The 20707-nt window shown below is 69.2% G+C and carries 20 protein-coding genes; 4 read left to right on the top strand and 16 right to left on the bottom strand.

The window, feature by feature from the left end:
- Positions 1-3: 3 nt before the first annotated feature.
- From BM066_RS02285 to BM066_RS02355, 15 genes are all read right to left on the bottom strand, one after another.
- Complete coding sequence (locus tag BM066_RS02285; protein WP_089924068.1) at positions 4-261, bottom strand: helix-turn-helix domain-containing protein; 258 nt, start codon at positions 259-261, stop codon at positions 4-6.
- 66 nt (positions 262-327) lie between these two features.
- Positions 328-2325, bottom strand: coding sequence for a TonB-dependent receptor (locus tag BM066_RS02290; RefSeq protein WP_089924071.1), 1998 nt, complete (start codon positions 2323-2325; stop codon positions 328-330).
- Positions 2326-2675: 350 nt separating this feature from the next.
- A complete protein-coding gene (locus BM066_RS02295; protein WP_089924139.1) occupies positions 2676-3530 on the bottom strand; it encodes an SDR family NAD(P)-dependent oxidoreductase in 855 nt (284 codons plus the stop codon).
- Between the two features lie 47 nt (positions 3531-3577).
- The gene (pseG, locus tag BM066_RS02300) at positions 3578-4645 is read right to left on the bottom strand and encodes a UDP-2,4-diacetamido-2,4,6-trideoxy-beta-L-altropyranose hydrolase (RefSeq protein ID WP_089924074.1); all 1068 of its coding nucleotides are present in this window, start codon (positions 4643-4645) and stop codon (positions 3578-3580) included.
- A 52-nt stretch (positions 4646-4697) separates the two neighbouring features.
- Positions 4698-5414 carry a cytidylyltransferase domain-containing protein gene (locus tag BM066_RS02305; RefSeq protein WP_026176369.1) on the bottom strand — a complete coding sequence of 239 codons (717 nt, stop codon included), beginning with the start codon at positions 5412-5414 and terminating at the stop codon, positions 4698-4700.
- A gap of 213 nt (positions 5415-5627) precedes the next feature.
- A complete protein-coding gene (locus tag BM066_RS02310; RefSeq protein ID WP_089924142.1) occupies positions 5628-6629 on the bottom strand; it encodes a mitochondrial fission ELM1 family protein in 1002 nt (333 codons plus the stop codon).
- Between the two features lie 418 nt (positions 6630-7047).
- Positions 7048-7521 (bottom strand): transcription elongation factor GreA, encoded by a 474-nt coding sequence (gene greA, locus BM066_RS02315; RefSeq protein ID WP_018061146.1) that lies wholly within the window; start codon positions 7519-7521, stop codon positions 7048-7050.
- A gap of 244 nt (positions 7522-7765) precedes the next feature.
- Positions 7766-8446, bottom strand: coding sequence for a glutathione S-transferase family protein (locus BM066_RS02320; RefSeq protein ID WP_018061145.1), 681 nt, complete (start codon positions 8444-8446; stop codon positions 7766-7768).
- A 115-nt stretch (positions 8447-8561) separates the two neighbouring features.
- Positions 8562-9017, bottom strand: coding sequence for a surface-adhesin E family protein (locus BM066_RS02325; RefSeq protein ID WP_018061144.1), 456 nt, complete (start codon positions 9015-9017; stop codon positions 8562-8564).
- Positions 9018-9087: 70 nt separating this feature from the next.
- Positions 9088-9378, bottom strand: a complete 291-nt coding sequence (locus BM066_RS02330; protein WP_218150887.1) for a DUF1294 domain-containing protein — start codon at positions 9376-9378, stop codon at positions 9088-9090.
- Positions 9375-9833 carry a hypothetical protein gene (locus BM066_RS02335; protein WP_018061168.1) on the bottom strand — a complete coding sequence of 153 codons (459 nt, stop codon included), beginning with the start codon at positions 9831-9833 and terminating at the stop codon, positions 9375-9377. Before BM066_RS02335 ends, BM066_RS02330 begins: the two co-directional genes overlap by 4 nt.
- Positions 9834-11225: 1392 nt before the next feature.
- Positions 11226-11633, bottom strand: coding sequence for a hypothetical protein (locus tag BM066_RS02340; protein ID WP_089924077.1), 408 nt, complete (start codon positions 11631-11633; stop codon positions 11226-11228).
- Positions 11634-11999: 366 nt separating this feature from the next.
- On the bottom strand, positions 12000-15293 hold the full coding sequence (gene carB / locus BM066_RS02345) for a carbamoyl-phosphate synthase large subunit (protein ID WP_018061799.1): 3294 nt from the start codon (positions 15291-15293) through the stop codon (positions 12000-12002).
- A gap of 158 nt (positions 15294-15451) precedes the next feature.
- A complete protein-coding gene (locus tag BM066_RS02350; protein ID WP_018061800.1) occupies positions 15452-16648 on the bottom strand; it encodes a patatin-like phospholipase family protein in 1197 nt (398 codons plus the stop codon).
- Positions 16649-16766: 118 nt separating this feature from the next.
- Positions 16767-16973 carry a cold-shock protein gene (locus BM066_RS02355; protein ID WP_007666377.1) on the bottom strand — a complete coding sequence of 69 codons (207 nt, stop codon included), beginning with the start codon at positions 16971-16973 and terminating at the stop codon, positions 16767-16769.
- A 290-nt stretch (positions 16974-17263) separates the two neighbouring features.
- Here BM066_RS02355 and BM066_RS02360 point away from each other — a divergent pair, with 290 nt between their 5' ends.
- Complete coding sequence (locus BM066_RS02360) at positions 17264-17503, top strand: hypothetical protein (RefSeq protein WP_018061801.1); 240 nt, start codon at positions 17264-17266, stop codon at positions 17501-17503.
- Positions 17504-17641: 138 nt separating this feature from the next.
- Positions 17642-17800, top strand: a complete 159-nt coding sequence (locus BM066_RS26315) for a hypothetical protein (RefSeq protein ID WP_018061802.1) — start codon at positions 17642-17644, stop codon at positions 17798-17800.
- A gap of 148 nt (positions 17801-17948) precedes the next feature.
- Here the strand turns inward: BM066_RS26315 and pgsA are convergent, their stop codons facing one another.
- The gene (gene pgsA, locus BM066_RS02365; RefSeq protein WP_018061803.1) at positions 17949-18566 is read right to left on the bottom strand and encodes a CDP-diacylglycerol--glycerol-3-phosphate 3-phosphatidyltransferase; all 618 of its coding nucleotides are present in this window, start codon (positions 18564-18566) and stop codon (positions 17949-17951) included.
- Between the two features lie 357 nt (positions 18567-18923).
- On the opposite strand from pgsA, the gene BM066_RS02370 reads away from it, so the two are divergent.
- A complete protein-coding gene (locus BM066_RS02370; protein WP_018061804.1) occupies positions 18924-20192 on the top strand; it encodes an MFS transporter in 1269 nt (422 codons plus the stop codon).
- Positions 20189-20650: a hypothetical protein gene (locus BM066_RS02375; RefSeq protein WP_018061805.1), complete on the top strand. Its 462-nt coding sequence runs from the start codon at positions 20189-20191 to the stop codon at positions 20648-20650. Before BM066_RS02370 ends, BM066_RS02375 begins: the two co-directional genes overlap by 4 nt.
- Positions 20651-20707: the final 57 nt, after the last annotated feature.

The raw sequence follows: 20707 nt of genomic DNA on the forward strand, positions 1-20707 counted from the left end.
GCGTCAGGTTTGGACCTCGACATGCGCCTCTGCGTCCATGGCCAGGAGCAGGCGGCCCGCCGCCTTCAGGGTCATGTTGCGCGGGTCCGACAGCCATTCGTGAATCTGGGACCGTGAGACGCCTAGCGCCGCCGCCAGGTCGGCCTGGCGGAGCCCTTCGGCCGTCTTGAGGTGTTCGAAGCGCGCGACCACGCCGCACCACATCGCCGCCTGCGCCCTGCCGATGGCCTGGGCCTGCTCCTCGGGACCGAAACGCCGCACACGCCGTTCCAATCGGGACTCCGTCGCCAGACGCGGCGTCACGGGCCGACCCGTGACGCCGTTCCGTCAGAACTTGGCGCTTAGCACCAGGCGCACGTCGCGGCCCGGCATCACGACCGAATCCTTGTTGAGCGCCGTGGCGTTGCGGATCGTCTCGTCGGCCAGGTTGTGGCCGACCAGCAGCAGCTGGAGCCCCGGCTTGGCCTTGAACGGCTTCCAACGCACCTGGGCGTCGACGGAGGTATAGCCGTCGGTCGCCGGATCGGCCACGCCGACATGGTCCTGCGAGGACACCGCCAGCACCAGGAAGCTGGCGTCGATGGTCCCGTTGTCCCAGTCCAGGCCGCCGCCGAAGCGTCCGGGCTGGATGCGCGGCACGTCGCCGCCGCCGCCGGTGAACTTGGCGCGGACATAGTCGCCCAGCACCTGGCCCGACAGCTTGCCGCCGCCCACTGCGGTCAGCGGGAAGAAGGCCTTGGCCTCCGCGCCCCAGAAGCTGGCGTCCCGCTGGCCGTAGTTCAGCTCCTTCAGGTCGCCGGCGCCGCCGACTGCGCAGACGCCGTCCTCCTCGCACAGGCGCCCGGTCAGCGCGCCGTAGATGTAGTTGTCGAACCGCGCGCCCCAGACCGAGGCCTCGATGCGGCCTTCCGAGCCGATCTTGTAGCGCGCCGTCGCCTCCAGGGAATTGGCCCGCTCGATCTTCAGGCTCGGGTCGCCGGTCTCGAACGTCGCCGGTCCGTCGTGTGGTCCGATGGCGAAAAGTTCGGTCTGGGCCGGGGCCCGGGCGGCCGAAGCGGCGGTCAGGCCCAGGCGCAGGGCGTCGGACGCTTCGTAGGTGAAACCTGCCGAGACGCTGACCGGCGTGAAGTTGCGCCGCGTCTCGACGCCCGAAGCCGGCGTGCCGTTGATCCGGATCTGTTCCACGCGCGCCGCGCCCTGGAACTGCAGAGGGCCGACCGGCGCCTCCACGAACACGAAGCCTGCGGCGCTCTGGGTGTGCGTCGGCAGCAGATAGTCGGCCCCCTCGCCCAGGGCGCTGAACTTGCGGTCCTGGAACTGGACGCCCAGGGCCGAAGCCGACAGCGGACCCGTCGCGCCGAACAGCGCCTCGGCGCGGCCGTCCCATTCCTTGTTGTTGAACGTCGAGAGGACCACGTTGCCTTCCGGGTCGATCTCGCTGTGGGTGTAGTCGGCGTAGCCGGCGTCGACATTGATGCGTTGCAGGGCGCCCTGGTCGAGCTTGATCGAAGAGCCGAACGCGCCCTTGTCCTGCTTCATGCGGATGAAGGTGTCGTCGGACGGGATGCCGTATTTGGCTTCGTAATGCGTGCCGCTGGCGCCGACGCGGCTGTCGTCGCCGAAGAAGTAGGACGCTCCGCCCGAATAGCCGTTGCCGCGGAACCACGAATTGGGCTGCCGGCCGTCGGGCGTGTCGTAGTCGCTGGCCCGCCGTCCGAAGCCGTCCAGGTGGGCGGCGAAGGGGCCCTGGCCCGCATCGACGCTGAGCGTGCCCTCGCCGGTCCGGGCGCTGGACGAATAGGCGGTGGTGGCCTCGCCCTCGATCCCGTCGACGGGCTTGAGCGGGATGCGGTTGTTGATCACGTTGACCACCCCGCCGATCGCCTGGCTGCCATAGCGCAGGGTGGCCGCGCCGCGCACCACCTCGATGTCCTGGGCGGCCAGCGGATCGATTGGCACGCCGTGGTCGGGGCCGACATCCGAGACGTCCGAACTGGACAGGCCGTTCTCGGCCAGCTTGACGCGCTGGGCGTCCATGCCGCGGATCACCGGGCGGCTGGCGCCGGCGGCGAAGCCGGTGCCTGCGACGCCGGGGACGTTGCGCAGCGCGTCGGCGATGCTGGCGCCGCCATTGCTCAGCACCTGGTCGCGGCTCACCTGCTCGACGATCGTCGCGAAACGGTCCGGATCGCCGCTGAGCGGCGAGGCGGTGACCACCACCTCGGACACGGCGGCATGGCCCAGATCCTGGGCCTGGGCGGCCGAGGCGCAGGCCAGGAGGATCCCGGCGCTGGACGCCGTCAACAACATCGAACGCAGCCGCATAAGGCTCTCCAAAAAAAGCGAACCTCGGCTCTTTATGTTATATCATAACGTACGCCAAGCGGATCGTTGGCGAGGAGGCGTGAAGATCGGCTGGGTGATGCATTTTGGCCATGTCGCCGACGGATTGGATCGGCGACCAGACGAGCCGCGCCTAGCCTGAATCGACATTCAGCTCTTGGGGGGTGGCGAAAATCTCGTCCTTCGACAAGCGCAGGATGAGGTTTTCGATTGACTGGGCCTATCCATGGTCCGCTCTAGAGCATTTTCGAGGGAAGCGGACACCGGTTCGCGTGAAGAAAGTGCGTTAAAACAAAGGCCTAGAGCCGGATTGATGCAATCAGGTCGGGGTTCTAGTCCGGCAGCAACCCCAGCCGCTTCCCCACGATCCGGTCCAGCGTCCGCTTGGGCAGGAGGTCGGCCATCAGCATCTGCATCGGCTGGGGAGTGATCGTGTAGCGGACCTTGGGCCTGGCGACGGTCAGGGCGGCGTGCACCGCCTGGCCGATCCGCTCGGGCGGCAGGCCCGACTTGCCGATCGACAGCATGTAGGCGCGCAGCCGGTCCAGGGCCGGGGCGTAGACGGTGCCGGCGTAGGCGCTGGTGTCGGTCTCGTCGGCCTTGTCCCAGATCGGCGTGGCCACCGCGCCGGGGGCGATCACCACCACGTCGACGCCGAACGGCAAGAGCTCGCGGCGCAAGGATTCCGACAGGCCCTCCAGCCCGAACTTGCTGGTGCAGTAGGGGCCCATGAACGGATTGGCGTTGCGGCCGCCGACCGAGCCAATGTTGACGATCCGTCCCGGGGTTCCGCCGGCCGGCTTGCGGGCCCCGACCAGCGGCGCGAAGGCCTGGGTGGCGATCACCACCCCGGTCAGGTTGACCTCCAGCTGTCGGCGCCATTCGTCGATCGGCAGGTGCAGCAGCGGGCCGGCCACGGCGATGCCGGCGTTGTTGACCAGCCCGGCCAGGGTCCGGCCGCCCAGCGCCGTCTCGACTTGCGCGGCGGCCGCGCGCACGGCGGCCTCGTCGGTGACGTCGAACAGCAGGGGCGTGACGGCCTGGCCGAACGCCGCGGCCAGCCGCTCGGCGTCGGCCGGCTTGCGCACGCTGCCGAACACGTGGAAGCCGCGCTGGGTCAGCACCTGGGCCACGGCCCAGCCGATGCCGGTCGAGGCGCCGGTGACGACGACGGATGGGCTGTTCATGCGCTCGCTCCCCTGGGTCATGGCCAGGATGGGATAGGTGAACGGCGTTATCCAGCCCGTTTCCGCGCGATCACCTCCAGAAAGTGCGCCGCGACCCGCGCCGCCCCGCGCCCGTCGCAGACCGCGGCCGAGGCGGCCGACAGGCGGTCGCGCAGGGACGGGTCGCCCAGCAGGCGGGAGAGCTGGGCCGCGAAGGCCGCCTCGAAGTCCGGATCGGCGACGTCCAGGGTCAGGACCGCGTCGGCCCGAGCCAGGGCCTGGCTGGCCTCGCCCTGGTTGGCGGCCAGCACCAGCAGCAGGGTCGGCAGGGCCAGGACGCAGCGCTCCCAGGTGCTGGAGCCGCCGGCCCCGACGGCCAGGTCGGCTTCCAGGGTCAGGCGCGGCATGTCCTGGCTGTCGATGTGCAGGACCAGGCGGGGGTCGCGGGCGGCCAGGGCGCGCAGGCGCGGCAGGCTGGGCGCGCCCGAGCCCAGCACCACGTCCAGCACGGTCTGGCCCGCGCCGTTCTTTTTCAGGCGCGGCAGGATCAGGTCCACGACCTGGGCAGTGATCCCGCCCACGTCGGTCAGGCCCAGCGACACCAGGATACGCCGCACCGGCGGGGCGCCGGCCCGACGGGCCAGGGCCTCGCGGCGCAGGGCGGCGAAGGCGGGCCGGACGGGGGCGTGGTTGGGACCCAGCAGCAGCTCGACCTGGGCCGGGACCAGGCCGTCATAGTCGGCCGCCGCGCGGGCCGGGCCGGAGTCCAGCACCAGGTCGGCGGCCAGGGGGCGGTCGGCCAGGTCGTCGATGACCAGGGCGGGCCGGCCGGCGGCGATCGCCCGGTGATCGGGGGCGGACAGGCCGTAGTGGTCGATGACCACGGCGTCGTAGGTCCCGGTCGCGTTCGCGGCGGCCTCGACCAGCGCCGCCGGCGTGTCCGCGCCGGTCTCGATCCGCGCGACGCCGGCCCCGAAGGCGTCCAGCAGCGCCGCCGCGGCAGGCGGGGCGACGAAGGCGCAGGTCGCGCCGGCGTCCTCCAGCGCCCGCGCCAGGGTCAGGCTGCGCATCACGTGGCCGCCGCCCACGCGGGGGCCGGCGTCGGCGACGAACAGGATGCGGGGAAAGGGAGTCATGCCGGGCCGCCCCCTTCGGTCCGCTGATGGGAGGGAGGGCGAGCAGGCGTCCTCACAGCCGCCTCACGCCCCCGAACGTCGCCAGGTCCGGGCGCTGTTCCAGCAGTCGCCGCACGTCGGCCGAGGTGAAGGCGCGGTTGGCCGGGTAAAGGGCGTCATAGACCGCCGCCACGAAGGCGTAGTCGGCCGGACCCTCGACGGCCCATCGCACCGCGCCCTGGTCGGGCTGGGCCAGCAGGGCCAGGGACGACCAGCGGACGGGCGGCGGCGGGGCCGCCGGGGCGTCGCCGGCGTGCAGCCGCAACGCCGCGCTCTCGGCGGCCAGCCGGCGCAGGCCGTCGGCGGTGATCACCTCCACCCCCTGGCCGGCCGGAAAGGCCGCGCCGGGCGAGCGGTTGGTGGTGTGGTCGGCGTGCTCGGCCAGGTGCAGCGCGACCGTCGCGTCGATCAGGTCGGGGTCGATCAGCGGGCTGTCGTCGCCGATCCGCACGACGTGGTCGGCCGGATGGGCCGCCAGGGCCCCGGCCAGCCGGGCCAGCTCGTCCTGGGGCGGACCGCGATGGACGGCGATGGCCTCGCGCCGGACCACGGCCTCCAGGACGTCGTCTGCCGGGTCGGTCGTGGTCGAGACCACGATCCGGTCTACGCGCCGGGCCCGCGCCATCCGCTCGATCTGCCGCACGATCATCGGCGCCCGGGCCAGCGGCATCGACGGCCGGCCCGGCAGGCGTTCGGAACCCATGCGGGCCTGGAGGACGGCGAGGATCAAGAACGCGCTTCCCGTAACTCAGGGGGCGGCATGATCGCCCGGTCGGGCGGGCGACGCAACGCGGCCTATTCGCTGGTCAACAGCCGCGCCGCCGTGGCCTTGGGCTGGGCCAGGAGCGCGAGACGACGAGACATGAAACCTCCGGAACCACTCACGGCCAAGCTAGTGGGGGCCGGGGAACGAGGCTAGGGGCCGTGCGCTCGAAGCACCGCCCTATGACGTCCTCGCCGCCCGCGCGTCCATCCGCGCCACCACCTCGGCCGCCGCCCGGCCGGTCTCGTCGACCGGCTCGTAGGTCCAGCCGTGGAAGGCCCCGCCATAGGGGCGGGCCGCGCCCATGCCTTCCAGCTCCTGGTGGAACAGGCGGAACTTCAGGCTCTGGCCGTCCATCTTCAGGATGAACACCGGCTTGCCCGTCGAGGCCGCCTCGGTGGCCATGTTGGTGGAGTCCTCGGTGACCAGGATGTAGTCGGCCGCCGCCAGGAAGGCGAAATAGGGATTGGGTCCCTGGCCGTCCCAGATGATCCCCGGCAGGTGGCGCAGGCGGGCCGTCAGCAGGGCCTGGGCCGGTTCGGGCGTGCGCCGCGAGAAGGTCATCAGCAGGCTGCCGCCCTCCTGCTCCAGCGGCAGCTGGATCTGGTGGGCCATCTCGGCGGCGCGCACCGCCGACAGGTCGAAGGCCTTGGACTTGCCGCCCAGCAGCACCGCCACGCGTGGACGGGGCAGGGCCTCGATCTGGTCCTCGAACTTCTCGTATTCGCTGGCGAGCCGCGCGGCCGTGACCCGGTGCGGCGAGCCGGTGATCGGCAGGACGTTGTCGCCGCTCAGCCGGTCGTGCTTGGGGGGGATCACCAGGTCGAACATGTGGGCCGGGACGCGCGGGTCCTGGATCTGCACAACATAGGTCTTGCCGCCCGACCAGCGCCGGGCGCGGATCGACAGGGGCAGGGTGGCGCGGCCGGCGGCGATCCACAGGTCGGGCCAGGGCGGCTGGATCTCGCTTTCGGGCGTCAGCCAGCGGCGCGGCAGCCAGTTGGCCCACCAGGGCAGGCGGCCGGTGCGGCCGCTCCAGCCCACGCGCTTGACGACGATCTTGGCCGGAACCTGGCGGGCCACGGCCTCGGCCAGGCCCACGGCCTGGGCCTCGATGCCGGCCCGGCCGTCCGAGAGCGCCCAGATGACGATCGGGTCGCGGGCGGGGGCCGCGGGGACGATCGGCGCGGCGGGTTCGGGCGCCGGGGTCTCGGCGGCCTTGCGCGGGGCGGGCTTGGGTCTGGGCGCGGGGACCGAACCAGGCTCGGGCGCCGTCTCGACGACAGGCGCGGCCTCGGCCTCGACAGAACCCGGGCGCGATTTCGGCCGGGCCGCGGCGCGCGGCTTGGGCGCCGCTTCGGCCTTGGCCGAAGCCTCGACCTTGGCCGTCTTCGGGCGCTTGGAGGCCGGCGGCTTGGCGGCCTTCGCGGCGGCGGTCGTCCCGGCCGGCGCCTTGCGCGTCCTGGCGGCCTTCGGCTCCGCCGCTTCGGTGCTCTTCTTTTCAACCACGTCGGTGATCCCGGCCATAGCAAAGCGACGCGCCGGCCAAGCTGGAGCGGCCGGCGCGTCGCACGCCAATGTCCCTGGAATGGGGCTTAAGCTAGACCCACTCGACCTTGAGGATCTCGTAGGCCTTCACGCCGCCGGGCGTGTTGACCTCGACCACCTCGCCGACTTCCTTGCCGATCATGGCGCGCGACAGCGGCGAGCTCAGCGAGATGCGGCCCGACTTCACGTCGGCCTCGTGCTCGCCGACGATCTGGTAGCGAGCCTCCTCCTCGGTGTCCTCGTCGACGACGCTGACCGTCGCGCCGAACTTCACCTGCTTGCCCGACAGTTTCGAGACGTCGATGACCTGGGCCCGGGCGATCTTGTCCTCGATCTCGGCGATGCGGCCTTCGATCCAGCCCTGGCGTTCCTTGGCCGCGTGATACTCGGCGTTTTCCGACAGGTCGCCATGCGACCGCGCCTCGGAAATCGCGGCGATCACCGCCGGCCGTTCGATCGTCTTCAAACGCTTCAGTTCTTCGTCGAGGGTTTGGTAACCCCCGGCGGTCATCGGCACTTTTTCCATTGCGGATTTTAGCTCGGTTCGCCCAAAGGGAGGAAGACTCCCGGACGTTGGCGCGGACGACCGGGGGCTAAGAGGATAGGCGCCGCGCTGGCGATAAGCAAGTGCCCGCCCATAAAGCGAAGCTTGTCCCCATTGGCGGCCAGGATCAAGCGCGCTGGCGGGGGCGTGGTTCCACGGGGCGTTTCGAGTGCGATGCGGCTGGGGACAGGCCCATGGGCCTGTCCCCAATCCGGGCAGGGCGTCCTCAGCTTGCGTAATCGTACGGCCCGCCGCGCTCCAGGGCCGCGCGATAGGCGGGACGGGCGTGGATGCGGTCCAGGAACGCCTTGATCCTCGGGCGCGAGGCGGCCCCGGCCCGGGCGGCGCCGGCCTCCAGCGGGAAGCTCATCATGATGTCGGCGGCGGTGAAGTCCGGGCCGGCGAACCAGGCGCTCTTGCCCAGCTCGGCGTCCCAGTAGTCGATGTGGCTCTTCAGCTGCGGATCGACGAAGCCGCTCTGGGCCTTGGCGGCGACGGCCTTGACCAGGCCCTTCAGCAGGCCGGGCGCGCGGGCCGGCAGGGCGGTGAACACCAGCTTCAGCAGCAGCGGCGTCATGGCCGAGCCCTCGGCGTAGTGCAGCCAGTAGGTCCAGCGCAGGCGTTCCGGCGTTCCGGCGGCCGGGACCAGCCGGCCCTGGCCGTAGGTCTCGACCAGGTATTCGACGATCGCCCCGGTCTCGGCGATGGTCTTGTCGCCGTCGGTGATCCCATCATCTGTAAGAATTGGCGACTTGCCCAGCGGGTGGACGGCCAGCAGCTCCGGCGGGGCCAGCATGGTCCTGGCGTCGCGTTCGTAGCGCCTGACCTCGTAGGGGACGCCCAGCTCCTCCAGCAGCCACAGCACCCGCTGGCTGCGCGAGTTGTTCAGGTGATGGACGACGATCATGGCGGGCTCCCGGGGGCTGGGGCGCACGGTGGCATGGGGGTGGGCGCGTTCGTCAAGGATGAACGGCCGCCCCAGGGGCTTTGCGCGCCGTGACCGCCCGCGCGGGTGGTTCGCGCTACTGGGCCGTCGGCTTCAGGAACAAGGCGGCCACCGCCTTGGCGGCGACCAAGCCCATGCCTTGAGCGACGGCGTAGTCCTTGGTCCCGCACACCATGGACAAGGCCTCCCGGCCCAGCGTGCCGGGCTTTTCCGCCTGAAAGTCCGAGGCGGAGGTGTTCTCGTTGCTGATCACCGCGTCGGTCTCGTCGAAGACGACGATGCGGTCGATCTTCGAGGCCAGGCCCGAGCAGTCGAATTCATAGGCCAGAATCGTATAGGCCTCCTTCGGGTCGAAGCGCCGGTCCCTGCTGAACATCAGGGCGCGCGCCGATCGGATGCGGCCGTCGTCCTTCACGGTCGAGCGATCGATCAGCATGACCGCCTGATCGGTCTTGCCTACGAACCCGTAGTCGGCGCTGGCGGCCGGGCCGGCCGTGGCCAGCAGGCCGGTCGCGGCCAGGCCCAAGATCATGGTCTTTCGTCCCAACGGTCATCCCCCATCGCGCATGGACGCGCTGTCGTGGCGACTGGACGCGCGAGCGTCAAGCGCCGGCCAAGCTTTTGCGCCACATCGCCAGCCCGACCACCAGGGCCGCGACCTGCGCGAACAGGATCAGCGTCAGCCAGGCCGAGAACGGCTGCTTGCGGGTCTTGTGGCGGAACACCGGGCGGGCCAGCAGGGCGCCGGGGCCGCCGCCCAGGGCGGCCAGGGCCAGCAGGGCGCGCTCGGACACGCGCGAGCGCTTGTCGACGGCGGCGGCCTTGTCGAAACCGAAGACCGCGAAGGTCAGGAGGTTCAGCACGGCCAGATAGACGGTCGCGAAGACGATCACGCCGGCGTCTCGACGGGAGGGCCGACCGGGGCCTCCAGCGGCCGCAGGTCCGGCTCGACCCAGCCGCGCCGGGCCGCGACGCTGAACAGCCGCTCGCGCGACCAGAAGCCCAGCGGCCAAGCCTTGTCGCCCATCGGCGTGGCCAGCAGACGGGCGGCGGCCTCGCTGTCGGAGGTTCCGGCCGGCAGGGTCGCGACGAAGGCGCGGATGGCGGCCAGATAGGCCTGGGTGATGGTCTCGTGATAGCCGTTGTGGTCGTCGTTCACCCCGCCGACCGCGACGTTGTAGGTCTGGATGATGCGCGGCATGTCGCGCTCCAGGCCATCGTTCCGTGTACGGACGAGGCGCAGGGTGGCGGTCAGGTGCGCGGCGTGGGTCCACTGGTCCTTGGGCAGGCTGTGGTCGAGCAGGCGGCGGGCCAGGTCGGCGATTTCGGCGTCGGTATAGGGGGTCATGCGGCAAGGCTTAGCCCTTGCCGGGACGGGGCTCAATTGGGGCTGAAGCTGTAGTTCCGTTTTCGAGCCGTTGCGGACTCTTCGAGCGCCGTGCGTGCTTCGAGGCCCGCCTGGAGCGCCGTCGCCAAGGTCAGCTTTCTGGTAGTGACCACAGAGGCGCTTTCGACCCTAAGCGGAAGTTCGGAAGGTCCGTTGCTGATCGCCATGGCAAGGCTCTAAAGTGCAGCAAGGGCGTGCTTTTCAGAGCTGCATTTTTGAGAATTTCAGGCTCATGGAAAATCAGGCGGGCTATCGCAAACCGCTGCTCAGCGTGAGATTTGCCTCCAGACTCTGGCCGTTGCTGGCGATTGCATGGCTGGTTCTGTGGATTTGGTTGATGTCGCGAGCGTCGAGCCTCCCTTGGGTTCAGGCGCTCGCTGCCCCCTTCTACGTAGTGGGCGGAGTTATGCTGCTAAAAGCAGTGTTCAAGTGTCCCGCCTGCGGCGCGGTCACCTTCACGACGTCTGGCAGTATTTGGGGAGGATATATGTGGTTCCGGGTCCCGCGCAGCTGTCCCAAGTGCCATGCGGACTTCACTACAACAGAGTTCAAGCCAGGCCTTGGGCATCGCGCCGACGGCGTCCGATAACCACGGTGGGCTCAACCGAGACATTGAGGGCGTATAAAAAAGGTGCACGTTATTCGAGCTGCACGGCGCGGTTCAGGTGCAGGAAAGACGCCACAATGTTTCGGACTGCCGCTATTAGTCTTCTCGGCTTTGGACTTTTTGCTTCAGCCGGTCAGGCAGCGGACATGTCCACCTGGGAAGCGGCCGTAAGCGCGAACTGCCCAACTCGCCATTTGGAGTGGACGTGTGACGGTTGCTGGGATGATTTCCTGGCCGATTTTGAGAGTACGCTCCCAGAATCTACGCAAAGTCGAATTATTGAGTTAGCTGACTATCGTCGCAAATGTCCGAACGAAGTCGCCGGATTTTCATGTGAAATGTCTGCGCACGTAGATGCGATGAGCAAATTGGGCCTTCTAGAGCGCTTCGTCGTCTATGGATGTGCGCACTATAGCTGCGAGGAAGCAGCGATCTGCACTCGGTCGCCACCTCAAAAAAGATAGGTCCGCAACCCACCTTCTCGGAAATTCCGAAGGTCCGCTTGGCGCAAGCCCCCATCCGCCCCGGATGGGGCCGCGCCTTAAAGCCTTGGTGGATCGGAGCTCTGGCGTCTGGCCGAGTCAAGGACGACGCGCCGCGTCGCCGCGACGCGGCCGCCAGAGGCGGTCCTTGACTCGGCCGGACGCCAGAGCAGGCTCGCCATCGAGGTTTTAAGGCGCGGCCTCGCCGTGGCGGAGGACGTCAGGGCGGAAAGGCCCTCCCTTCCCACGGTGGGAGGATGATCCTCACAGCCGCCCGCGTCGGCCGCCCTTGAGCTTGTCCAGCGCGCGGCGGGTATGTTCGGCTTGGGCGGCCGCTGGGGCGGCCACTGGGGCGGCCACGGGGGCCGCAGGGTCGGCCGTCGGCCGCGAGGCCATGATCATCGCGCTCACGTTCGCCACGCCTTGGGCGGCGTGCAGGCCCGCGGCGGCCGTTTCGGTCAGCGGCGGCTTGCCGCGGGGCGTCGGCACGATCAGGGCGACCTTGCGGGCCATGGCGGCCAGTTCGCCGACGGCTTTCGCCTTGTCGCGGGCCTGGCGGATGACGGCGGGATCGGTGGCGGCCTCGATGGTCTTCCAGGCCGCGTCGAGGGCGGCCATCAGCTTGAGCTGGAAGGCGGCGCACCAGGTGGGGGTGTCTTGAGCTTGGGTCATGCCCCTAGTGTGCGGCCGTCCTGGAGGGTGGGGATCGGAAACATGCGTTTTTGTATAGGGCGTTGGATTCGTTGAGGTCGTCTTCGGCAATTGCGGGGATAGAGCGTAAAATCCTCCCCCTGTGGGGAGGTGGCCCGGAGGGCCGGAGGGGGCGGCACGGCGCTCGCCGGAAGGCCCCCTCAGTCGCTCCGCGACAGCTCCCCCAGAGGGGGAGCAGCCATCGCAGGCCTGTGGATAACTTCACGCGTCGCCCAAACGAAAACCGCCGCGACCGGCCTTTCGGCGGATCGCGGCGGTTCTGTCTTTCGACCCCTCATCCGGCGGCTGCGCCGCCACCTTCTCCCGCAAGGGGAGAAGGGAAGGGACTTACTGGTAGCTCTGCAGCGGCCGCACTTCCAGCGCCTCGGCGGGGGCCGAGGAGATGGCCTGGGCCGCCGCCAGGGCGCCGGCCGAGGTGGTGTAGTAGGGCACCTTCATCATCAGGGCCGTGCGGCGGATCTCGAAGCTGTCCTCCAGGGCCTGCTTGCCCTCGGTGGTGTTGAACACCAGCTGCACGTCGCCGTTCTTCATCACGTCGACGATGTGCGGACGGCCTTCCAGCACCTTCTTGACCAGCTCGACCTCGATGCCCTGCTCGGCCAGGTAGCCGCGGGTGCCGACGGTGGAGATCACCTTGAAGCCAGCCGCCTGCAGCAGGCGCACCGGCTCGACGATCCACGGGCGGTCGCTTTCCTTGACCGAGACGAAGGCGGTGCCGGAGGTCGGCAGGCTGACGCCGCCGCCCAGCTGGCTCTTGGCGAAGGCGCGGGCGAAGGCCGGGGCCAGGGTCGTCTCGCCCTCGCGGATCCAGTCCAGGCCCATGACCTCGCCGGTCGAGCGCATTTCCGGGCCCAGGATGGTGTCGACGCCGGCGAAGCGGGCGAACGGGAACACCGCTTCCTTGACCGCGATGTGGTCGTAGGGGACGTCCTTCAGGCCGAAGCTCGCCAGGGTCTCGCCGGCCATCACCTTGGCGGCGATGGCGGCCACCGGCTGGCCGATGGTCTTGGCCACGAACGGCACGGTGCGCGAGGCGCGCGGATTGACCTCCAGCACATAGATGCGCGGATTGGCCGAGTGCGGCTCCTCGATGGCGAACTGCACGTTCATCAGGCCACGGACGTTCAGGGCCAGGGCCATCTTGACGGTCTGGCGCTTCAGCTCCTCGACCGTGGCGGCCGACAGCGAGAAGGGCGGCATCGAGCAGGCGCTGTCGCCCGAGTGGACGCCGGCTTCCTCGATGTGCTCCAGCACCCCGGCCACGAACACGTCGGTCCCGTCGCACAGAGCGTCGACGTCCACCTCGGTGGCGCGGCTCAGATAGTGGTCCAGCAGGATCGGGTGCTCGAACGAGATCTCGCCGGCGTTGGCGATGTAGCGCTCCAGGTGCTCGTGGTCGCGAATGATCTCCATGCCCCGGCCGCCCAGCACGTAGGACGGACGCATCACGAACGGGAAGCCGATCTTGTCGCCCTCGGCCCGGGCCTCGTCCCAGGTGCGGGCGATGGCGTTCTCGGGCTGGGCGATGTCGAGGCCGTTCAGCAGCTGCTGGAAGCGCTCGCGGTCCTCGGCCAGGTCGATGGCGTCGGGGCTGGTGCCCAGGATCGGGATGCCCGCGTCCTGCAGCGCCTGGGCCAGCTTCAGCGGCGTCTGGCCGCCGAACTGGACGATGACGCCGGCCAGCTGGCCCTTGCTCATCTCGACGTGCAGCAGTTCCAGCACGTCCTCGGCCGTCAGCGGCTCGAAGTACAGGCGGTCGGAGGTGTCGTAGTCGGTCGAGACGGTCTCGGGGTTGCAGTTGACCATGATCGACTCGACGCCGATCTGGTCGAGAGCAAACGCGGCGTGGCAGCAGCAGTAGTCGAACTCGATGCCCTGGCCGATCCGGTTGGGGCCGCCGCCCAGGATCACCGCCTTCTTACGGTCGCTGGGCAGGCTCTCGCACTCGGGAACCTGGCCCAGGGCGCCGGTTTCGTAGGTCGAGTACATGTAGGGGGTGGTGGCCGCGAACTCGCCGGCGCAGCTGTCGATGCGCTTGAACACCGGGCGGACGTCCAGGGCCTGGCGGGCCTTGCGGACGGCGGCCTCGGTCGCGCCGGTCAGCTTGGCCAGGCGGGCGTCGGAGAAGCCCTGGGCCTTCAGCGCGCGGAAGCCTTGCGCGTCGGTCGGCAGGCCGCCGGCCCGGACCCAGCCCTCCTGGCGGATCAGCTCGGCGATCTGGCGCAGGAACCACGGCTCGTAGGAGCAGGCGGCGTTGACCTCCTCGACGGTCAGGCCGTGGCGGAAGGCCTGGGCGATCACCCGCAGGCGGTCGGGGGTGGGGGTGCCCAGAGCGCGGATCACCGCCGCGCGGCCGGTGTCCGGGTCGTCGGCGCCGTGGATCTCGACCTCGTCGAAGCCGGCCAGGCCGGTCTCCAGGCCGCGCAGGGCCTTCTGGACGCTTTCCTTGAAGGTGCGGCCGATGGCCATCACCTCGCCGACCGACTTCATGGCGGTGGTCAGCAGGGGCTCGCTGCCCGGATACTTCTCGAAGGCGAAGCGCGGGATCTTGGTGACCACGTAGTCGATGCTGGGCTCGAACGAGGCCGGGGTCGCGCCACCGGTGATGTCGTTCTTCAGCTCGTCGAGGGTGTAGCCGACGGCCAGGCGGGCGGCGACCTTGGCGATCGGGAAGCCGGTGGCCTTCGAGGCGAGCGCGGAAGAGCGCGACACCCGCGGGTTCATCTCGATCACGACCATTCGGCCGTCCTTCGGATTGACCGCGAACTGGACGTTGGAGCCGCCGGTCTCGACGCCGATCTCGCGCAGCACGGCGATCGAGGCCGCGCGCATCCACTGGTATTCCTTGTCGGTCAGGGTCAGGGCCGGGGCGACGGTGATCGAGTCGCCGGTGTGGACGCCCATCGGGTCGATGTTCTCGATCGAGCAGACGATGATGCAGTTGTCCGCCGTGTCGCGGACCACCTCCATCTCGTACTCCTTCCAGCCCAGGACGCTTTCCTCGATCAGGACTTCCGTCGTGGGCGAGAGGTCCAGGCCGCGGGCGACGATCTCCTCGAACTCCTCGACATTGTAGGCGATGCCGCCGCCGGTGCCGGCCAGGGTGAAGGACGGGCGGATGATCGCGGGCAGGCCGACGAACTCCAGGCCCTCGCGGGCCTCCTCCATCGTGTGGGCGGCCTTGGAGCGGGGGCTTTCCAGGCCCAGCTTGTCCATGGCGTCGCGGAACTTCTGGCGGTCCTCGGCCTTGTCGATGACCTCGGCCTTGGCGCCGATCATCTCGACGCCGAACTTGGCCAGGGTGCCGTTGGCCTCCAGGGCCAGGGCGGTGTTCAGCGCCGTCTGGCCGCCCATGGTCGGCAGCAGGGCGTCGGGCCGCTCCTTCTCAATGATCTTGGCGACCATGTCCGGGGTGATCGGCTCGATATAGGTCGCGTCGGCCACGTCCGGATCGGTCATGATCGTGGCCGGGTTGGAATTGACCAGGATGATCCGGTAGCCCTCGGCGCGCAGGGCCTTGCAGGCCTGGACGCCGGAATAGTCGAACTCGCACGCCTGGCCGATGACGATCGGACCGGCGCCGATGATCAGGATCGAGGAGATGTCTGTTCTTTTGGGCATGGAAAACTCGCGCGCAGAGACACGGTCGCGCACATCCGCGCGCCCGCTGCCGACCATCTTGCAGGTTAAGCCGCCCGTTTAGAGAGGGAGTCGGGTTGGCGCAACCCCGCTTTCGTCAGCCGTGGTTACCTGGCGCGGAGGCCGGAGGGGGATGGCCCTCACTTCGCGCTGATCACCGGCGGCGCGGGCACCACAGGCGGCACGTCCGACGGCCCGTTCGGGTCGTCCGGCAGGGCCCAGGCCCAGCCGGCCTCGGCCCGCTCGCGGCCCATCCGGAACAGGGCCTCGCGGTTCTTGGCGTCGAAGTCCAGGCCCGAGGTGTCGGCGTCGGCGCTGTCGGGGATGGCGCTGTAGAACAGCTGGCCGCCGTTGCGCCGGGCGAAGCCGTAGCTGGCCGCCAGGTGGGTGCGCATCAGGGCCTTGCTCATGGCGTCCCACGAGCGGCCGACGATCGACAGGGCCCCGCCCTTGGTGAAGCCGAAACTGCCGTCGACCTTGCCGTTGACGATCACGAACAACCGTCCCGGCCGCGCCGAATTCTTGGCGGCGGTCCACAGCAGCAGCGACTCGGGGGCCACGAAGAACGGGATGGTGACCCCGCCGTCGACATGCATCTCCGACAGCTGGCGGCCGTTGCCCTCGACCGGGATCAGGGCGGGCGGGAAGACGCCGGGAATGCTGGTCGAGGCGACCAGCACGCGCTTGAACAGGTCCTTGGACGCCTCGCCGCCGCGGCTGGCGATCGCGCCCATGTCCCAGATCACCGTCTGCTCGGTGTCGAGGTTGGTGGTGGCGATCAGCAGGCGGCGGCCGCGCCGGTGCTCGGCGACGATGGCCTGGAGCATGTCGTCGGTGACATAGGCGTCGACCAGCTGGCGCAGGGCCGCGCTGCTGTAGAAGCTGGGGTGGAACAGCACGCCCAGGCCACGCGGCTGAAGGATCCGCCCCGCCGCCTTGCCGGTGTAGGCCTGCGTCAGGCGGTCGTCCCAGCTGGGGCCCAGGAAGGCGAACGGGGCGGTCAGGGCGCCGGTCGAGACGCCGGTGACGATGTCGAACTCGGGCCGCTCGCCGCGCTTGGTCCAGCCGACCAGCACCCCGGCGCCGTAGGCCCCGTTCGAGCCGCCGCCCGACAGGGCCAGCACGTCGAAGGTGCGTTGGGCGACGGCGCGCTTGCGGGCCGGGTCGCCGAACCGGACGGCGGCGTCCTTGTCGCTGGCGTTGAAGCGGATGTCGGCCAGGCCCTTGGGCGGCGGTCCGGCCAGATCGCTGGCCTGGAAGGCCGGGCGCGACAGCGACCCGCAGGCGCACAGGCTCGAGGCGGCCAGGACGAGGGCGAGGAGGCGGGCTGGACGCATGGGGCTGTGGCTCGCTGCCGAAACCTTCGAACCCTGTTACGCGCTGGAGGAAAGCGCGCAAGAAAAATGGGCCGGCGCCAGGCGCCGACCCATTCCAAATCTCGTGAGCGTGAGGCGGTTAGGCCTGCAGTTGGCCCGCCGACATCTTGCCCGAGCGGTTGTCGCGCTCGAGTTCGTAGGTGATCTTCTGACCTTCATCCAGGCCGCGCAGACCGGCGCGTTCAACGGCCGAGATGTGCACGAAGACGTCGGCGCCGCCGTCGTCCGGTTGAATGAAGCCGAAGCCCTTGGTGCCGTTGAACCATTTCACGGTGCCGGTAGCCATAGTGGTAGTCCTTGCAGTCAATATTCGTCGGCGGAATCGTTCCGCGCGACGATCAAATTTCGTTGGGGGTCGGTAGGCGCGTCCGGCGCTCTCGCGAAGGAGAGCATGGAAAAGCAGGCCGAACGTCAGCGAATTTCGATAATCCACCATGAGCCGTCAAACGCCATCCGGCAAGTGAATTCGTGAATCGCCGAGAATCGCGAATAGTTTTGGACCCCGAACGCCGCCTTGAACGTTAAGCTAATTCTCTCGCGCTACTGCGAGAGTTTTTGATTCCCAAGGAGCGCACCATGACCCTGATCGAGCGGATTCCTCTGCTGAACGACCAGGAGCTGGTCACGCTTCTGGCCAACGCCCGTCGCCTGGACATCGTCGGCACGCCGGCCCAGCGTCTGGCGGCGGCGGAAGTCCTGCCCGTGCTGGAGCTGGAAGCCTCCAAGCGCCGCCAGGTGAACCTGGAAGCGGCGACCAAGAAGCGCGGCGCCACCGCCGCCGCCAAGCGCAAGGCCGCGGCCGCCGAAGCGGCCTGACCGGACCGATCTTCGATCCTCTTGGTGGATGGGCGACACCCAAGCCCTCCCCAAGCCGCACCTGAGCCGCAAAGACGCCTTGCCTCCGTCGTTGTTGATAGTCATTCTCAACAATGACGGAGCGCTTCGGAGGCGATCATGGTGTTTCTGACGGCGGGAGCCGGCTGGCTGGCCCTGTTGATGCGGGCGGAGCGGACCCGGGCGGGGCGTGAGCCCGACGCCGAATGGCTGCTGCGGGGTTCCGCCGATCCCGACGCGGTCGAGGACGACGAAGCGCCGTCGCTGGCGGCGGAGTAGGGCGCCTCCGATCAAGAACGTTGTCATCCCGGAAAGCGCGCAGCGCTTGTCCGGGATCCAGGTGAACCGCACCGCATATGCCCAGTCCCCTGGATCCCGGACAGCCTCTGCGAGGCTTCCGGGATGACACCTTTAAGGAGTTCAGGGCCTAAACCAGCGCCTTCCGCGCCGCTTCCCAGTACTGCGCTCCGGTGACCAGGGTCACCGCGGCGGCCAGCCACAGCAGGCCGTGGGTCGCGTAGGTGGCCGGGGTCACCACCGACGGGTCGGTCGGCAGGTGGAAGGCCGACCACGAGGCCAGGATCATCTCGGCCCCGATCGCCACCAGCTGCAGGGTGGTCTTCCACTTGGCCAGCAGGGTGACGGGCAGTTTGACGCCCTTGCCGGCCCCCACCTCGCGCAGGGCGCTGACGGCGAATTCCCGAAACAGGATCAGGCCGGCCGGCAGGATCACCAGCGGGTTGGGACCCAGGGCCATCAGGCCCAGCAGGGCGCCGCAGACCAGGATCTTGTCGCCGATCGGGTCGAGGATCGCGCCCCAGATGCTGACCGCGTCCAGCTTGCGCGCCAGCCAGCCGTCGAAGAAGTCGGTCACCGCCGCCACCACGAACGCCACGAACGCCCAGCGCTCCAGCGACATCCGCTGGTCGACGTCCAGCTGGTCGCTCAGCCATGGCACGCCGCCGGCCGCCGCGGCCAGGGCCACGAACATGAACAGGGCGATGACCAGGCGCGCGGAGGTCAGGATGTTGGGCAGGGCTTTCATGGCGGGGGTTCTAACGCATGAACGCCGCGAAGGGCTACATCCCCACAACCGTCATCCCGGCCCACAACCATCGTCATTCCGGCCTTGCGCCCAGGACCCCTCGGTCGGTCGCGGGTGCGGATAGGTGGTGCGCCATTGCGCTTCACCGTCAGCTGAAACAGGGGTCCCGGGCGCAAGGCCCGGGATGACGGCCGAAAGGGGGAGTGCAGGGCAAGTCCGTCCTTGGGGTTGGCTTGTGTGGAACTGAAGTCATCGTCTGTGCTGCGAAAGCTTCGCTATCGAGGTCGTTTCTGCCTCCGGTCGATTGACGTCGCGCCTTTCGCCCGCCAAGGCAGGGCGCAGTTTGCAGGGGGCGTCATGAGCCGAGATCCGACCGCGACCAATTCCAACCGCCGGGTGCTGACCGCCAGCCTGGTGGGCACGGCGGTCGAGTTCTACGACTTCTACATCTACGCCACGGCCGCCTCGCTCGTGTTCGGGCCGCTGTTCTTCCCATCCAAGTCGGCCAGCCTGCAGCTGATGGCTTCGTACGCCAGCCTGGGCGTGGCGTTCCTGGCCCGGCCGCTGGGGGCGGCGGTGTTCGGCCACTTCGGCGACCGGATCGGCAGGAAGTCGACCCTGGTGGCGTCGCTGATGCTGATGGGCGGCTCGACCCTGGCCATCGCCTTCCTGCCCACCTACGCCATGGCCGGCTGGCTGGCCCCGACCCTGCTGTGCCTGCTGCGGTTCGGCCAGGGCTTCGGCCTGGGCGGCGAGTGGGGCGGGGCGGCGCTGCTGGCCGTCGAGAACGCGCCGCCGGGCTGGAAGGCGCGGTTCGGCATGTTTCCGCAGCTGGGCGCGCCGGTCGGCTTCATCGCCGCCAACGGGCTGTTCCTGCTGCTGGGCCTGGCCCTGACGCCCGAACAGTTCCAGGCCTGGGGCTGGCGCCTGCCGTTCCTGGGCAGCGCCGCCCTGGTGGCCGTGGGCCTGTGGGTGCGGCTGAAGCTGACCGAGACCCCGGCCTTCGCCGCCGCCATCGCCCACGAACCGCCGCCGGCCGTGCCGCTGGGCGAGCTGCTGCGCGACCACTGGAAAGCCACCCTGTGCGGAACCCTGGCGACCATCTGCTGCTTCGCCGTCTACTACCTGATGACCGCCTTCGCCCTGGGCTACGGCGTGACCACCCTGGGCTACGGCCGCACGGCCATGCTGGGCGTGCAGCTGGGGGCGATCCTGTTCATGGCCGCCGGCATCGTCGCGGCCGGCTATTGGGCGGACGCGGCCAATCCGCGCCGGGTGCTGATGGCCGGCTGCGCCATGACCGTGGCCGTCGGCGCCCTGCTGCCGGTGATGATGGGCGCGGGGTCGCTGCCGCCGATCTTCGCTTTCCTGTCGCTGGGCCTGCTGGTCATGGGCTTCGTCTACGGTCCGCTGGGCGCCTTCCTGCCCGACCTGTTCCCGGCCCGGGTGCGCTACACCGGCGCCTCGGCGGCGTTCAATCTCGGCGGCATCCTGGGCGGCGGCCTGGCTCCGATGATCGCCCAGGCCCTGGCCGACAAGGGCGGCCTGGTCCCGGTGGGGATCTACCTGGCCGTGGCGGCGGCGGTGAGCTTCGTGGGGCTGCTGGCGCTGAAGCCGCGCCAATGACGGAATCGGCTAAGCGGGCGGGGATCGTGGGCAAGGTCTTCGCCTGGGTCTTTTTCCTGCTCGTGGCGGGATACTGTGTCTGGTCCACACTCTGGCGTCTGAACCGCGATCACGAAGCCTACAACTGGCGGCCGCCCGCCAACCCCGTGGTCAAGAAGGTCACTGGGCGTTTCACCGAGGCGACCCTGACCAAGAGCTATCGCTACGGTTACCGCTTCGTCCCGGATCGTGGAGAGGCGATGAGCTTCTATTGCGAGGCCGGCGGCCAGGCGGGGTCTGTGGGCGTCTACCAGGACTGCCTGACCAACTATCCCGAAGAGCTAAAGGACCTCCAGATCACCGTGCGTTATTACGAGGCGAAGGTTCATCCTGGATCGAGCTTGCCGAACAAGCTGATCCTGGGCTTGGAGCGGGACGGCGACATCGTATTTCAACGGCCGGTATCGAACACCTATTGAGGCCTGCGAACGCTTGTTTGCCTCGATCGCTCTTCCGCGCCACTCTGCCGCCAACGA

It is taken from the genome of Caulobacter sp. UNC279MFTsu5.1 (assembly GCF_900114015.1).
Taxonomy (GTDB): domain Bacteria; phylum Pseudomonadota; class Alphaproteobacteria; order Caulobacterales; family Caulobacteraceae; genus Caulobacter.